This window comes from Rhizobium sp. BK602 (assembly GCF_014195095.1).
Classification (GTDB): Bacteria; Pseudomonadota; Alphaproteobacteria; order Rhizobiales; family Rhizobiaceae; genus Rhizobium.
In genome coordinates, this window is record NZ_JACIBC010000010.1 from 107,405 (window position 1) to 123,028 (window position 15,624).

14 protein-coding genes are annotated in these 15,624 nt (G+C 62.7%); 3 read left to right on the top strand and 11 right to left on the bottom strand.

Annotation, left to right across the window (positions count from 1 at the left end):
- The first annotated feature begins 150 nt into the window (after positions 1-150).
- Positions 151-1,050 carry a helix-turn-helix transcriptional regulator gene (locus FHX11_RS26620; RefSeq protein WP_184363365.1) on the top strand — a complete coding sequence of 300 codons (900 nt, stop codon included), beginning with the start codon at positions 151-153 and terminating at the stop codon, positions 1,048-1,050.
- 18 nt (positions 1,051-1,068) lie between these two features.
- Here FHX11_RS26620 and FHX11_RS26625 read toward each other — a convergent pair whose 3' ends face one another.
- The 6 genes from FHX11_RS26625 to FHX11_RS26650 form a co-directional block, all read right to left on the bottom strand.
- Positions 1,069-2,574: a tripartite tricarboxylate transporter permease gene (locus tag FHX11_RS26625; protein WP_184363368.1), complete on the bottom strand. Its 1,506-nt coding sequence runs from the start codon at positions 2,572-2,574 to the stop codon at positions 1,069-1,071.
- Between the two features lie 111 nt (positions 2,575-2,685).
- Positions 2,686-3,147, bottom strand: a complete 462-nt coding sequence (locus FHX11_RS26630) for a tripartite tricarboxylate transporter TctB family protein (protein WP_184363371.1) — start codon at positions 3,145-3,147, stop codon at positions 2,686-2,688.
- A 64-nt stretch (positions 3,148-3,211) separates the two neighbouring features.
- Positions 3,212-4,195 (bottom strand): tripartite tricarboxylate transporter substrate-binding protein, encoded by a 984-nt coding sequence (locus FHX11_RS26635; protein WP_184363374.1) that lies wholly within the window; start codon positions 4,193-4,195, stop codon positions 3,212-3,214.
- Between the two features lie 185 nt (positions 4,196-4,380).
- Positions 4,381-5,727 (bottom strand): sigma-54 dependent transcriptional regulator, encoded by a 1,347-nt coding sequence (locus FHX11_RS26640; RefSeq protein ID WP_184363377.1) that lies wholly within the window; start codon positions 5,725-5,727, stop codon positions 4,381-4,383.
- A complete protein-coding gene (locus tag FHX11_RS26645; RefSeq protein WP_246781157.1) occupies positions 5,724-7,514 on the bottom strand; it encodes a sensor histidine kinase in 1,791 nt (596 codons plus the stop codon). The genes FHX11_RS26640 and FHX11_RS26645 overlap by 4 nt, the downstream gene beginning before the upstream one ends.
- A 184-nt stretch (positions 7,515-7,698) precedes the next feature.
- Positions 7,699-8,094 (bottom strand): helix-turn-helix domain-containing protein, encoded by a 396-nt coding sequence (locus FHX11_RS26650; protein ID WP_184363380.1) that lies wholly within the window; start codon positions 8,092-8,094, stop codon positions 7,699-7,701.
- A gap of 119 nt (positions 8,095-8,213) precedes the next feature.
- On the opposite strand from FHX11_RS26650, the gene sugE reads away from it, so the two are divergent.
- The gene (gene sugE, locus FHX11_RS26655) at positions 8,214-8,534 is read left to right on the top strand and encodes a quaternary ammonium compound efflux SMR transporter SugE (RefSeq protein ID WP_184363382.1); all 321 of its coding nucleotides are present in this window, start codon (positions 8,214-8,216) and stop codon (positions 8,532-8,534) included.
- Positions 8,535-8,566: 32 nt separating this feature from the next.
- Here the strand turns inward: sugE and FHX11_RS26660 are convergent, their stop codons facing one another.
- The 3 genes from FHX11_RS26660 to FHX11_RS26670 form a co-directional block, all read right to left on the bottom strand.
- On the bottom strand, positions 8,567-9,265 hold the full coding sequence (locus FHX11_RS26660) for a polysaccharide deacetylase family protein (RefSeq protein ID WP_348649739.1): 699 nt from the start codon (positions 9,263-9,265) through the stop codon (positions 8,567-8,569).
- A 196-nt stretch (positions 9,266-9,461) separates the two neighbouring features.
- On the bottom strand, positions 9,462-10,172 hold the full coding sequence (locus FHX11_RS26665) for a ribonuclease activity regulator RraA (protein ID WP_184363385.1): 711 nt from the start codon (positions 10,170-10,172) through the stop codon (positions 9,462-9,464).
- A gap of 26 nt (positions 10,173-10,198) precedes the next feature.
- Positions 10,199-10,984 carry an SDR family oxidoreductase gene (locus tag FHX11_RS26670; protein ID WP_184363388.1) on the bottom strand — a complete coding sequence of 262 codons (786 nt, stop codon included), beginning with the start codon at positions 10,982-10,984 and terminating at the stop codon, positions 10,199-10,201.
- Between the two features lie 220 nt (positions 10,985-11,204).
- On the opposite strand from FHX11_RS26670, the gene FHX11_RS26675 reads away from it, so the two are divergent.
- Positions 11,205-12,110 (top strand): LysR family transcriptional regulator, encoded by a 906-nt coding sequence (locus FHX11_RS26675; protein WP_184363390.1) that lies wholly within the window; start codon positions 11,205-11,207, stop codon positions 12,108-12,110.
- Between the two features lie 94 nt (positions 12,111-12,204).
- Here the strand turns inward: FHX11_RS26675 and FHX11_RS26680 are convergent, their stop codons facing one another.
- Complete coding sequence (locus FHX11_RS26680; protein WP_184363393.1) at positions 12,205-14,208, bottom strand: methyl-accepting chemotaxis protein; 2,004 nt, start codon at positions 14,206-14,208, stop codon at positions 12,205-12,207.
- A gap of 253 nt (positions 14,209-14,461) precedes the next feature.
- Positions 14,462-15,532, bottom strand: a complete 1,071-nt coding sequence (locus FHX11_RS26685; RefSeq protein ID WP_184363396.1) for a LacI family DNA-binding transcriptional regulator — start codon at positions 15,530-15,532, stop codon at positions 14,462-14,464.
- Between the last annotated feature and the right edge of the window lie 92 nt (positions 15,533-15,624).

A 15,624-nucleotide genomic window follows, 5' to 3' on the forward strand; every position in this document is an offset into this window, starting at 1 on the left:
GGCATCTGTTGTGTGGAGTCCTCCTCCCAGAGGCTCATGCAATGAGACTACGCCATTGCAATTGGGAAGGAATGTGTTTTTCTGGGTTAATATTGCAATTATCTGGCATTCCCGGCTCTGGTATCTCGATGCCGGCAGGAGGAGGGCTTCATGGTTTCCGATGGCGGCATCCATCATCATGCGCATGGCGAGTGGCGGGAACCCTCGCTGTCGCACCGGACGATCCGTTTCCAGAAAGGCATCTATGCCGATTTCCACCATCTGTTTCTACTACAGGCCGGAACGGCTGCCCTATTGTTCGAGCCGGAGGAGCAGCGATCGCTGCACGGGCCGGCGCTCGCTTATCTGCCGCCGCAGGCACGGTGCGAGCTGCGCATGGCCGCGGGTGCCGCCGGCTTCCTGATCGGCGCCTCACCGCAAATCATGGTGGATGCGATCGGCGACCAGGCGGAATCCTATGCGCTGCGGACTTTCAGCGAGCGGCTCTGGCTGACGGACGAACCGAAGCCGCATGCCGTCGAAGAGACACAGCCGCTGGTGGCCGGCTTCGTGCGGGAACTTGGCGACCCCTCGCGCGCCTCGTGGATGGTCATCTCCGCCTATTTGCGATTGATCCTCATGACGCTATGGCGCACCGGCGGCAGTGAGGCGGCCGAGCAGCGCGGCCGAGGTGGTAGCGCCTCGATCCTGCAGCGATATCGGCAGCTGGTGGAAATCTGGTTCCGGCAGCACCGGCCGATCAGCGACTATGCGCGCGAACTCGGCGTCACCGCCGACCGCCTGCATTCCATCTGCAGCAGCGCGCTCGGGCGCTCTCCCATACAGCTCCTGCATGAGCGGGTCGTCCAGGAGGCGAAGCTGCGGCTGGAACGCTCCGCCAGGACGGTCCAGGAGATTTCGGACAGCCTTGGTTTTCGGGACCCCACCTATTTCAGCCATTTCTTCAAACGAAAGACCGGCTTCTCCCCCGCAACCTACCGCGATTTCGCCAGGCGGAACGAGCTCTCGGAAAACCAGGTCCTATCTTCAAGTTATGCAGACTGGCCATGACCGGCGGCGGCCATATCGTCAGCCTTCCTCCTGGAAAACCTCCTCGCGCTTGGCCTTGACCGACGGCAGGAAGACAACCAGCAGCACGGCGAGGGCAACCAGCAGCAGAATGGCGCTGATGGGACGCGTGACGAAAGTCATGGGATCGCCGCGCGAGAGGATCATGGCGCGCCTCAAATTTTCCTCCAGCAGCGGCCCGAGCACGAAGCCGAGCAGCAACGGCGCCGGCTCGCAGCGCAGCTTGGCCAGCAGATAGCCGGCCAGCCCGAAGAAGGCGACCGCGTAGAGGTCGTAGACGTTGGAATTGACGCTGTAGACGCCGATCGAGCAGAAGGCCATGATGATCGGGAACAGCACGTAATAGGGGATCGTCAGAAGCTTCACCCAAAGGCCGATCAGCGGCAGGTTCAGGACGACGAGCATCAGATTGCCGATCCACATGGACGCAATGATGCCCCAGAACAGCGCCGGCTGTTCGGTGGCGACGTTCGGGCCTGGCACGATCCCCTGGATGATCATCGCGCCCACCATCAACGCCATCACCGGATTTGCCGGAATGCCGAGGGTCAGCAACGGAATGAACGAAGTCTGGGCGCCGGCATTGTTGGCGGATTCCGGCCCCGCCACGCCTGCGATCGCCCCCTGCCCGAACTCTTCCGGACGATCGGAAACGCGTTTTTCGACCGTATAGGAAGCAAAGGACGCAAGGATGGCGCCGCCGCCGGGCAGGATGCCGAGGGCGGAGCCGATGATCGTGCCGCGCAGCACGGGTGCGATCATCCGCCTGAAATCGTCGCGCGTCGGCCACAGGCCGCTGACCTTGGCCATCAGCACCGTGCGGGTCTTCTCACCCTCCAGATTGCGCAGGATCTCGGCGACGCCGAAGACGCCGACGGCAACGGCGACGAAATTCAGGCCGTCCGCATATTCGCGAATGCCGAGGGTAAAGCGCGGCGTGCCGGTATAGATATCGGTGCCGACCAGACCGAGCAGCAGGCCGAGGGCGACCATCGCCAGCGCCTTGACGATCGAGCCGTGCGCAAGCGCCACGGACGAGACCAGGCCGACGATCATCAGCGAGAAATATTCGGCCGCACCGAATTTCAGGGCAATCGCGGTCAGCGGGATCGCGAAGACAGCCACCAGGAAGGTCGAGACCGTCCCCGCGAAGAAGGAGCCGAGCGCGGCGATCGAAAGGGCGGCGCCCGCCCTGCCCTTGCGCGCCATCTGATAGCCGTCGATGGCGGTAACCGCCGACGAGGATTCGCCGGGCATGTTGATCAGGATGGCCGTGGTCGAGCCGCCATATTGCGCGCCGTAGTAGATCCCCGCCAGCATGATGAGCGACGAGACCGGCTCGAGCTGGAAGGTGATGGGCAGGAGCATGGCGATCGTCGCGGTAGCGCCGATGCCCGGCAGCACGCCGATCAATGTGCCGAGCAGCACGCCGATCAGGCAGAAGAAAAGGTTTTCCGGCGATGCGGCCGTGCTGAAACCGAGGGCAAGATTGCTGATCAGATCCATCGATGCCTCCTAGAGCAATTTCAGGAAAAATTCGTAGCGGTTTTCCGTCCGGAATTGCGTAAAAACAAAGGGATAGAGCGTTTTCGCGATTCGAAGAAAAGCGGAAATGCTCTAGAACCTGACCCAGGGGCCAAAGCGCTCGAACGGCAAGCCGAGCGCGTAGCTGAAGACGACGACGGAGAAGAGGGTGATCGCCACGGCCAGCAGGATCGCCAGCGGCACTTTCATGCGCGCGGAGGCAAATGCTGCGATCAGTGCAATCAGAAAGAGCGAAGGCACGAAACCGAGGCCGCGCACCGTCAGGCCGAATGCGATCGGCGCCGGCAGGATGAAAAGCATGCCACGCAGGGCGATGGGGCCGAACGGCTCGCCCTCGACACGCATTGCCTGGACCAGCACGATCACGCCGAGGGCCGTCAGAACGACGGCAAGCAACAGCGGAAAATAGCCGGGGCCCATCCGCAGGGCCGTGCCGAGTTCGAGCGTCAGGCATTGGTAGATGAAAAAGCCGCCAAGCCCGATGAACACGGCACCGCAAAGCACGTTGGTGCCGTCGAAAGTCAATGATTTCATGTCTCCCCCCTTCACGCCGATGCCGCCCGCCAGTTGAGGCGAGCGGCGATGCCTCCTGCCGTCACTAATCGGCGTACTGCCCCGCCGCCTCGATCACCGGCTTCCAGCGGGCAATTTCCGTTTCGAGCTTGGTCTTGAGAGCGGCCGGCGTCGCATCGGCCTCCGACGAGGGCTCGGTGCCAAGTTCGGCGAAACGGGCAACGACGTTCGGGTCCTTGAGCGCCACCTGCAGCGATTTCGACAGACGCGCGGTTACATCCGCCGAGGTGCCCTTCGGCGCATAGAGGCCGTGCCAGATGCCGACCTGGAAACCGGCCAGACCACCCTCGACCGCCGTCGGCACATCGGGGAACACCTTGAGGCGTGCCGGCGAAGTCACGGCATAGGCCTTGATCGTGCCGCCCTGGATCTGCTTGGTGGTGTTGGTGGTCTGGTCGCACATGATGTCGACCTGGCCGCCGAGCAGATCGGTCATGGCCGGCCCCGTACCCTTATAGGGAACGGTGGTGAGCGGCGTCTGGATCGCGCTCATCAGCATCATGCCGCACAGATGCGAAGCAGCCCCGATGCCGGCATTGGCGACGGTAACCTTGTCCTTGTTGGCCTTGACATAGTCGACCAGGCCCTTGAGGTCGGTCGGCTCAAAGTCCTTGCGCGCGACGATCGTCATCGGCACATCGGTGACGAGGCCGACATATTCGAAGGAGTTGAGGGTGTCGTAGGCGAGCTTGCGGTAGAGCGTCGCGCTCGTCGCCATGCCGATATGATGCAGGAGAACGGTGTAACCATCCGGATCGGCCTGCGCGACACGGCCGGCGCCCAGCGTGCCACCGGCTCCACCGACATTCTCGACGATGATCTGCTGCCCGAGATCCTTCGACATGGATTCGGCAACCAGGCGCGCAACCGTGTCCGTCGGCCCGCCGGCGGAGAAGGGAACGACCATGGTGATCGTCCGCTGCGGATAGGTCTGCGCGATGGCGGAAACGGAAAAGAGCGAAACGGCGGCAACCGCCGTCATGCCCAGAAAGGCATTCAGTATTTTCATTGCATCCTCCCAGGAACCTGCCGGCGCGGCTCCCTCCGCACCGGTCATGACTATCGCCACTGTGGAATAGCCGTGACAGCGAACAACCGGCTCAGGCGCTGCCGAACGCAATTTTCATCCGGGAGTGGAGCAGAATGGGTCGAAACGGGGACAAACGAGGAAGAGGATGGGTGGAAATCCACCCATTACGCCCCGGCGTCGTGGTCATCCCGTATCCGCTTCTCAAGCCCATATTTCTGCATTTTCTCGTAGAGCGTCTTTCGCGAAACGCCGAGCATCTCGTAAACCGGGCGCAGGCTGCCGCCATGGGCGGCAAGCGCGCCGGCAATCAGCCCGCGCTCATAGGCGGCAACCTTGTCGGCAAGCTTCCGGTTCTGCTCGGGCACGTCCTCGGGCTGCGGGTCGAGGCCAAGGACCAGCCGGTCAGCGGCATTGCGCAGCTCCCGCACATTGCCGGGCCAGCTTCGGGCTCCAAGACCGGTGATCGTCTCCGGCGGAACGTCGATGTCACCGCGTCCATAGCGGGCGGCAGCTTCGCGCACGAGCTGCAGGAACAGCAGGGGAATATCGGCCTGCCTTTGGGCGAGCGACGGAACATGGATGGTCGCGACATTGAGGCGATAGAGGAGGTCGGGCCGAAACCGCCCCTGCCCGACCTCGGCCTCCAGATCGACCTTGCTGGTGGCGATGAAACGAACGTCGAGCGGCACGGGCTCGTTGGAGCCCAGCCGGGTGATGACGCGCTCCTGCAGCACGCGCAGGAATTTCGCCTGCAGATCGAATGGCATCGAGCCGATCTCGTCGAGCAGGATCGTGCCGCCCCGGCCATGCTCGAACTTACCGTATCGCGGTCGCAGCGCCCCGGGAAAAGCGCCGGCCTCATGCCCGAAGAGTTCGCTCTCGATCAACGTCTCGGGCAAGGCCGCGCAATTGATCGCAATGAAGGGCCGGTCAGCGCGGGCGCTGGTATCATGCAGCGCGCGAGCGACGACTTCCTTGCCCACGCCGGTATCGCCGATGATCAGCGTATCGGCATCCGTCGCCGCGATGGCGCGCAGCCGGTAACGCAGATCCACCATGGCCTGCGTGCGTCCCGGCAGGCGGGCCTCGATGTCGTCGCGCTTGCCGGCCACCGCCCGCAACCGCCTGTTCTCGAGCACGAGGCTTCGCCGGTCGAGCGCGCGGCGGATGATGCCGACGAGATGCTGGGCCGAGAAGGGTTTCTCGATGAAATCATAGACCCCGGCGCGCATGGCGCTGACCGCGAGCTGCACGTCCGCATGCCCCGTCACCAGGATCACCGGGATCTCGGCATCCATCTCGCGTATGCGCTGCAGCAGGGTCATACCGTCCATGCCCGGCATGCGGATATCGCTGATCACGACACCGTCGAAACTATAGCCGACGAGTTCGAGTACCGGCTCGGCGCTGGCGAAGGTCGCGACATCCAGCCCGAAAAGGCTGAGCGCCTGCGCGGAGGAAAGACGCATCTCCTCCTCGTCGTCTATCAGCAAAATCCGCCCGCCGCTCATTCCGCAGCCTCGCTCGCCGCCGATGCGGCATCGAGCAGGATGCGGAATTCCGCGCCGCCATCCTCGGCATTCGCGACCGAAAGGCTGCCGCCGAAATCCTTGATGATGTTGTAGGAGATCGACAACCCCAATCCGAGACCGCGGCCGACGCCCTTGGTGCTGAAGAACGGATCGAAGATGCGCTCGGCGATGGAAGGCGGCACGCCCGGCCCATGATCGCGGACGATAAGGTTCACTTTCATTCCGTCGCGCCGGGCCGCGACATGGATCCGCCTGTCGTCCAGACCTTCCACGGCATCGGCAGCGTTGGTGATGACGTTGACGAGAACCTGCTGCAGGCGCACGGAACCGGCCTGCACCGCGGGCGCGTCGCCGAGATCGACCAGCAGCGTGGCATCGGCCGCCTTGAGGCGCGCCGCGACGATTTCGAGCGTATCGGCCATGACGGCCGTAAGCGAAACCGGCCCGATCTTCTCATTGGGCTTGCGGGCGAAATTGCGCAAATGCCGGCTGATCGATGCCATGCGGTCGATCAGGCCGGAGATGCGGCCGAGATTGTCGCATGCCTCTTCGATGCGATTGCGCGCGATCAGCATCGCGGCGCTGTCGGCATAGGTCTTGGCGGCGGCGAGCGGCTGGTTGAATTCATGCGATAGCGCCGCCGACATCTGGCCGAGGCCGGCAAGCTTGCCCGCCTGGATGAGATCGGCCTGCGTCTTCAAAAGCTTCTGCTCCGTCAGCCGTCGCTCGGCGATTTCCAGCTCGATGCGCTGGTTGACGCGCGCCAGATCGGCGGTGCGCGCTTCGACGCGATGCTCCAGCTCGTTGCGAGCATCGATCTGCATGCGCATGCGTTCCTGGGCTCGCGCCCGGCGCTGAAACACGATCGCCACCATCAGCCCCGTCAAACCGATGGACAGCAGCACCGCGATCAGCATGGTGCGCGCCTGCGCATGCACCGAGCCCGTGTCCATCAGCACACTCACCGTCCAGTCCGCATCCGGCATGTAGTGGGAGAGCGTCAGATATTCGCGCTCGGCGCCGCCATCGGAAATCGTGGTCAGACGATGCCCGCCGAGCGTCCCCTGCCGCATGGGCAAGGGTTTCAGCACGGCCTCCGCATAGCGGCGCGACATATGCGTGCGTTGCAGCCGCTCCGGCGTCAGCGGCAGGATGGCGGAGTACAGCCATTCCGGACTGCCCGTCATGAAGACGATGCCTTCGGGATCGGACACGAATATCTTGTATTCGCCCCCCTTCCAGGAGGCTTCGATGGTGTCGATATCGACCTTGAAGACGATGACGCCGCGGATCGTTCCATCGACCCGGATCGGAGACGCGAAGTAATAGCCCCGCTTCAAGGATGTCGTGCCAAGCGCGTAGAACCGCGCCTGCTCACCGCTTGCTGCTTCCTGATAATAGGGCCGGTAGCTGAAATTCTCGCCGACGAAGCTCGTCGAACCATCGTAGTTGCTGGCGGCGATCGTGTCGCCATCCATCTTCATCACGTAGATGTCGGATGATTCCAGCAGGCGGTTGATGCCCTTCAGATAGATATTGGCGGCATCGCGAAGGGCCGGATTGTCGGGGTCGCTGACAAGCTGCTTGATATCGTCATGGTCGGCGATCAGCTCCGGCAGCGGCTCATAGCGGCTCAAATGTCCGGCGAGCGCTGAAACCGCCAGACGCAATGCCGAGGCCGCCTGCAGCGACGCCTCGTCCATGTAGCTTCGCGTCGCCAGCTCTCTTCCCGGAAAGATGGCGCCGTAGCACACCACCGACAACAGGCAGAGCCCGGCAAGGATCGAATATCGATGCTTCACGAACGCGGGCTCCTCCCTTCCCTCGCCACGGCCGGTTCGGCCGCTCGACAACTTTAGAGATCAGAACCGCTCTTTCCAAGAGCGCTTGGGAAGCTTTGCCGAATGGAGAATAAAGCGCGGCGCAGGCGGGCGCGCTGCGCCCGGGCATTCAGCCCAACCGGACTTTTGCAACCCGACGCTGTCTCGCCGCTGCCGCGTCATGGCGTTCACGCGCCTTGTCGAGCGCAGGAAAGTTGCGCTCAGCCCACAGATCGAGCGCGATCAGGGTCTGTTCGAGCGATTGGCCAAGTTCGCTCAACCGATATTCGACATGCGGCGGGATCGTCTGGCGATCCTCGCGCTCCACCAGACCGTTGCGCTCCAGATCCTTCAGCGTCTGCGTCAGCATCTTCTGCGAGATGCCGCCGATCTTGCGCAGCAGGGCGCCGTTGCGCATCGGCTCCTGCGCCAGGGCCGAGAGGATGAGCACCGCCCATTTCGTCGCGATCAGCTCCAGCGCGTGGCGGGCCGAACAGCTCGAATCGAAGACATCCGCTTTCGACATTCAGATCCATCCTCCAGCCGGTCGGATATTACAGGCACCAAAAGGTGCGTACTTGCCTTATAGCGCCTATGGACCGAAGAAGGAAGCCAGGGCGTTTTGTCCACCTTGGAGCCTCCATCATGAACTGGATCATATTGATTATCGCCGGCGCCCTTGAAGTCTGCTGGGCGCTTGGCATGAAATATTCGCACGGCTTCACCAAGCCGCTTGCCAGCGCGATCACCATCCTTCTGATCGTTGCGAGCCTCTATCTCCTCAATCTGTCGCTGAAGGCGCTGCCGGTGGGCACGGCCTATGGCGTCTGGACCGGGATAGGCACGGTCGGCACCGTCATCATGGGCATCGCCCTGTTCGGCGAGACCGCGAGCCTGGCAAGACTGACCTGCATCGCGCTGATCATCATCGGCATTGTCGGCTTGCGCATGCTGTCCGAAGCCTGAGCGGCCGGTCGTTCGGCCAACGGCCGCAGCCATCACGGCGCATAGGTTCTGATGTCGCCGAATCTGTAGCCGCGTTGCCGCAACTGCCGGATCAATGTCCTCAGGTTCTCCTGTCCATCGAACTTGTCCTGAAACATTTCGTCATGCATCAGCAGGATCATCTTGCCAGGCTGCACAAATCGGCCGTAGCCAAAAAGATGGTCGATTTCACTGAGCAGACGGTCCACCGACTGGACCGGCTTGCCGTCGTCGCTATGGACCCACTCGAAATCCCAGCCGTAAAGATAAAACCCGGCCTCGGCGACCAGCTCATAATCCAGCCATTCGCGCTCCCATTGCGCGACGTTGATGGATAGATCTTCCTTCGAAACGGTGGGGAGCCGGAAGACATCCCGGCCCGGCAGCCTTGCATGGACCTTCGGAACAAGTCCGAGGACCTGATTGGCGTGCAGCATGTCGGCAACGACCGCATCGGTGTTCGAATAATAATTCCTGTAGCGATTGTTGGCGTGGCTGTAACTATGGTTGCCGACGGTCACGAGCGGGATCGCCTTGGCCTCGGCCAGCAAGTCGCGGCCGCCGGGGATGGTTTCGACATGCAGTCCGACCATGAATAGGGCGGCCGGAACATTTTCCTGCCTCAGCACGGAGAGGATATTCTCCGTACCCGGCAAGGGACCGTCGTCGAATGTGAGATAGATCGTCCGATCCGCCGCGTCCGAAGAAGACACGCCTGTCACGAGAAACAAGCCGAACAGCAGCGCTCGGCAAAAGCCTTTCCGGACAAAATCGAACCAGCGCAAACTTGCCACCTCCCGCGATTTTCGAGCAAACTGTCATACCGGTCGCGAGAAGGAAAGCGGTGGGTCGGCCGGTCAGCGCCTCCTTCGGCAAGGGCGGGCGCCGACCGGGCGAACAGGTGAAAGCCTATTTCGACGATTGCGCCTTCCATGCTTCATAGCGCGCCTTGTTTTCGGCATTGGCCGGATAGAGGCCGGGCAAGGCCGCCCCTTCGTTCACCTGCTGCATGATCCAGCCCTCCAGCCGCTCCTGCTCCGGGGCCAGTTCGAGAATATCGTCGATGAAGGCGGCGGGAATGACGACGGCGCCATCATTGTCGGCGACGATCACATCGTTCGGAAAAACCGCCACGCCGCCGCAGCCGACCGGCTGATCCCAGTCGACGAAGGTGAGGCCGGCGACCGACGGCGGAGCGGCGGCGCCGGAGCACCAGACCGGCAGCTCCGTACCCAGCACGCCGTCGCGATCGCGCACGACGCCGTCCGTCACCAGCGCGGCGACATTCTTCTTCGCCATGCGGGCGCAGAGGATATCGCCGAAAATGCCGGCGTCCTGGATGCCCATCGCATCGACGACGGCAATGCAGCCTTCCGGCATGGCTTCGATCGCCGCTCGGGTCGATTTCGGCGAAGACCAGGATTCCGGCGTGGCCAGATCCTCGCGCGCCGGCACGAAGCGCAGGGTGAAGGCGCGGCCGATGATCCGCCCCTGCCCCGGCTTCAGCGGCAGCGCGCCGCGCATCCAGACGTTACGCAGGCCTTTCTTGAGGAGGATGGTCGTCAGCGTCGCGGTTGTCACGCCGGAGAGGATGTCCTTGATTTGAGCATCGGTCGCCATGGGATTTGCCTTTCGGTTTCGAATTGTCAGATGCTTGCGATCATGCCGCCGTCGACGCGGATGATGCTGCCGGTGATGAAGGATGCCCTCGCGCTCGCCAGGAAGGCGACGACGTCGCCATATTCCTCCGGCTTTCCGTATCGCCCGACGGGAATGGTCGCGGTGCTTTCGGCGGAAACATCCTCGATGGAGCGCCCTTCCCTCTTCGCCTTCTGTTCGTCGAGAAAGGTGATGCGCGCGGTAGCGATACGACCGGGAAGCACGATGTTGCTGGTAATGCCCGCGCCGCCGACTTCCTTCGCCAGCGTCTTTGACCAACCGACGAGGGTCGAGCGCAGCGCGTTGGAAAGGCCGAGATTGGGGATCGGCGCGATGACGCCCGACGAGGTCGATGTGATGATGCGCCCCCAGCTGGCGGATTTCATCGCGGGAAGAACGCGGTCCGTAAGCGCGATGACCGAAAGAACCATCGACTGGAAGAAGGTCGACCATTGCTCCGCCGACTGGCCCGAGACCATCGTCGGCGGCGGGCCGCCGGTATTGTTCACCAGAATGGCGACAGGACCATAGCGGCCCTCGATGGCCGATACATTGCCGTCGATAGCCGTCAGATCGCCGATATCCCACCGGATGGCAAATGCGTCGCCACCGGCTCGGCGAATGCCTTCAACCGTCCTTTCGGCCGCCTCGCCATCGATATCGGCCACAGCCACCTTCGCACCTTCAGCCGCCAGCGCGTGGGCGATCGCGCCACCCAAACCACCGCCGGCGCCGAGCACCAGCGCGCATTTGCCCTCTATTCCCAGATCCATGATCTCTGTCCCTTTCAACGTCCGGACGCCGCAGTCTTCGCTAATACGGGAGCGGGCGGCTCACGGGCAATCGGTCGAGGCGGCAAGCGATATCCGCAAACAAGCGCAGGACCGAAGGCAGCACCGGGGACGACGGCGACCTCAACTCTGCAACATTGACATGCGGAACAACGTCATAAAATATGCGGTTTCATGCTTTTGAAATTCAGAAAGTCTTAATTTGGAGACGCGTTTCCTCCAGACCTTCCTCAATGTGGTCGACTCCAGTTCGATCGCCGCCGCAGCCCGCAAGGAGGGTCTTACGCCGTCTGCCGTCGTCCAGAGGCTGAGAGCGCTGGAAGCCGATGTCGGCGCGGTTCTCGTCCGCCGCGCCGGCCATTCCACCCGACCGACGGAGGCCGGCTCGGCGATCCTCGAAGCGGCCCGGAAGATCGTGGAGGCGGCCGGCAGCCTGAAAGGGATGGCGAACCGGAACGAGGACATCGGCACGATCAGGATCGGCGTCATCCATTCGATGATCACCGGCCTGCTTCCGGAAATCCTGTCGATCATGAAGGAGAAACGTCCGAGCATTCAGGTCGAGGTGCAACCGGGCCAATCGCTCGACCTCTACCAGAAGATTGCCGATGGCCTTCTCGACGCGGCGATCCTGGTGGAGCCGCCGTTTACCGTTCCAAAGGAATATGTCTGGCATGAGCTGCGCCGCGACCCGCTCATCGTCCTGACCAGCGTAAAAGAGGCCGAAACCGATCCCCTCGAGATCATCAGGACTGCGCCGTTCATCCGCTATGACCGCAAGCATTGGGGCGGACGGTCCGGCGAAGCCTATCTCCGCCGCATGAAGCTTTCACCGCGAGAGAAATACGAACTGGATTCGCTTGAAGCGATTGCCGTGCTGGTCGACCGTGGCCTTGGCGTCTCGCTGGTGCCGGACTGGCTGCCGCCCTGGCCGGAAGGCCTTTCATTGAGAAAAATACCGCTTGCCGATGCCCCTTCCCGCGGCGTCGGCATCATCTTTCAGGGCCTGACGTCGAACGAGCGGATAGTCCGCGCCTTTGCCGAGGAGGCGCGCAATGCGGCCCGGATAAAAGAGGCTTCCCTGGGCAGGGTTCCGCCATCGCGCTGATGCGGTTTTCACCTTTCACCCCGGCGGGCTCGCCGGAGTGAGTGTCTGTTTCGGGGATCCGGCCGGGCTCTCGGCCTGGCACCGATGGTCTCGCTCAGAATTCGTCCCATGCTCTGGCGGTTGCCGTTGCCGTGCCTGCAAAGGCGCTGGCCAGCCGGTTGCCCAGTGCGCGAGCCGGCGAGGCGACAGGCCGGCTGACGGCACTGGCGGCAAGCGGCCGGGAAACGCCATTGCCGATCTTGAAGCGCTGGATGAGCCCGGCAAGATTGCCGACTTCCTCGACGAGGCGGCTGGTGCCGGCCGTCGATTGCTCGACCATGGCCGCATTCTGCTGCGTCACCTGGTCCATCTCGTTGACGGCCGTGCTGACTTCGGAAAGCCCGGTCGACTGTTCCCTGGCGGCGGTTGCGATCGAATGCACATGCTCGTTGATCTTGACGACATGGCCCTGGATGAGGCTAAGGGCCTCGCCCGTCGCCGTCACCAGCTGCACGCCGGACCGGACCTCTTCGCCCGATCGCGCGATCAGCGTCTTGATGTCCTTGGCGGCGCCGGCGGAGCGCTGCGCCAGTTCCCGGACCTCCTGGGCCACCACCGCAAATCCCTTGCCCGCCTCGCCGGCGCGGGCCGCTTCCACGCCCGCGTTCAGGGCAAGAAGGTTGGTCTGGAACGCGATCTCGTCGATGACGTTGATGATCTGGCCAATCTCCCCGGATGCATTTTCGATGCGGCCCATGGCCGAGACAGCGTCCCTGACCACGATGCTGGACTGCTCGGTGCTGCGGCGGGCCTCATCGACCATGTGGCTCGCCTCGGTGGCGCGCTCGGTGGAGTGCTTGACGGCGACGGTGATCTCTTCCAGGGCCGAAGAGGTCTCTTCCAGAGACGCAGCCTGATGCTCCGTACGCTTCGACAGGTCGTCGGCAGCAGAACGCATCTCGCCGGCGCCGCTGTTGATCGTATCGATGGCGCTGCGAACCTCGCCGAGCAGCGAACGCAGATTGGCGGTCGCCGCGTTGACATTTTCCTGCAGTTCGCCGAAGGCACCACGGAAATCCCCGTGCATGGTCTCCGTCAGGTCGCCCGCGGCCAGTGCGTGAACGACGCGACGCGTCTCGGCAATGCCGGTATCCACCGACGCGACGAGCTGGTTCACGCTCGAGGCGAAGCGATTGAGATCCTCATTGTCGTAATCCTTGGCAATGCGCTGCGTGAAGTCGCCCGCGACAGCGGCGGCCACGACGGTTGCGATGCTCGACTGCAGATCGGCGCTCTTGGCTTGCAGGGCAGCTTCCTGCGCGTTGAGATCGCGCACCTTGATGCTGTTTTGCTTGAACACCTCGACGGCCCGGGCCATCTCGCCAATTTCGTCGGCACGGGTATCGAAGGGAATTTCAGTGTCCAGCCGGCCGGTCGCCAGCGTGCCCATCGTGTTCGTCAGCAGGCCGATCGGCTTGATCACCCGGACGACGCAATAGGCCAAGGCGCCGATACCGGTGGCGAGCGCGATGACCATGGCGGCGATGGCGATCATCACCGTCGAGGACACGTAGCTCATGGTGTTGTCGACGGACGACTGGCCGCCCTTCTTGTTGATCGCCACATCCTTGTCGAGCAGATCACCACTGCTGTTGTAGAGCTGCAGGATGTCGGGGCTCGTCAGCAGGGCGAACGCCTCGTCCTTCTGGCCGGCTTCCATGAGCTTGACGATCTTTTCGCTGGCCTCCTCGTAGCGTGCCCACAGGCCCGAAAATGCCTGATAGGTCTCGCGCTCCTCGCCGGGCGTCACCATGGGTTCGTATTCCCGGCGCGCATCGGCCAGATCCTGCACCTTCTGCCGGAAGAGGTTCACATTCTTCACCAGGCTGGCGCTCTCGGGCGAGCCGGTGACCAAGGCATATTGCAGGATGCGATAGTCGCCCGTGATGGTGTTGATGCGATTGACGACGTCGATCGACGGCAGCCAATTCCTGGAAACATCCGCGACATTCTCCCTGATCGCAATGAGCTTGACGACACTCAGGATGCCCTGCCCCACGGCAACGGCCGACAGCAGGATGAACAGCATTGACAGGGTAAGCTTGATGGAGGCGCGCATGGGCGGGAGGTTCCGAAAAATGGGGATCATATGGCTTTGAAGGGAGCTTGCCTGCGGGCCAAATATCACTGCGACCGCAACAGGCGTTGTCATGACGCCATTAGGCAGAACCTGATAATATCTACAGGTATAGCGATTAAAATTTCGATAAATATGTTCGAATTCCGACCTTCCCTCGGAAGTCGGGCCATCGGATTGCGGTAACCGGACTTAGCGACCGGAATTGGCGACCGCGGGGAAGCGAACCGTGTCGTCAGCCCTTCGCGGCGGCCACGCTTTCGCGCAGGATGAGCTTGCTGCGGATGGTGGTGCGCAATGCCGGCTCCTCCGGCGATCGTCCGATGGCGCCAAGCAATCGGGCAACGGCCGCCTGCCCCATTTCCTCCACCGGCTGCTCGATCGTCGACAGCGGCGGTGAGGAGAATTCGCAGACGGGCGAGCCGTCGAACGACACGACGGAGAGATCGCCGGGAACGGTGAAACCCATCCGCTGGACGCGGCTGATGAAGGATATGGCCATGTCGTCACTGGTGGCGATCACCGCCGTCGGCCTGTCGGCCAGTTGCGCGAAATCGGCGGCGGCGTGAACGCCGATCGCAAAACCCTGCTGGTAATCGAGACGGCCGCCCGAACGCGACACCGCGCTCTCGGGCACGCCCGCGTCACGGAGCGCCTCGAGCACGCCCGCATAGCGCTCGACATCGTGATAATTGCCTTCCGGACCGGCGATATAGAGAAAGCGACGGTGACCGAGCCTGATCATCTCCGCCGTCACGTCACGGACCGCCTCGCGATCGTTTGTCACGATGCTCGGCAGGCCGGCATCGCTCATGTCGAGCAGCATGGAGACGATGGGCAAGCCGGCATTGGCAAGCGAGCGGCCGTCGATTTCCGGCAGTTTCGAAGAGAGAATGATGGCGCCACGGGCCGTGCCGCCGAAAGCCAGATCGAGAATATGCCGCTCCGATTCCGCATCGCGGTCAAGGTTGGCGATCATCAGATTGTAGCCGTTCTGAATCAGCGCCTTGTTGATGCTTTGCAGAACCTGCGGAATGATCTGCGAAACGCCATAATAGAGCGAACCCGGCAGGATGATCATGATGATATTGGACCTGCCGACCCTCAAGCTGCGGGCCATGGCGTTCGGCGTATAGCCCAGCTGTTTGGCGGCAGCGTCGATCTTGGCGCGCGTCTTTTCGTTGACGCGGCCTGGATTGGCAAGCGCGCGGCTGACGGTCGAGATCGCCACGCCCGCCAGACGAGCGACATCCGCCATCAGCGGCCCCGACTGCTCCTCCACGGGCACTTGCTTGTTTTTTCCCAACTTTCGACTTCCTTCCCCATGCCTGCCGTATCGGATGCTACGGCAGGCACAGCCGTTTAGCAAACGATTGCCAAAAATCGCTTGCATAAAAA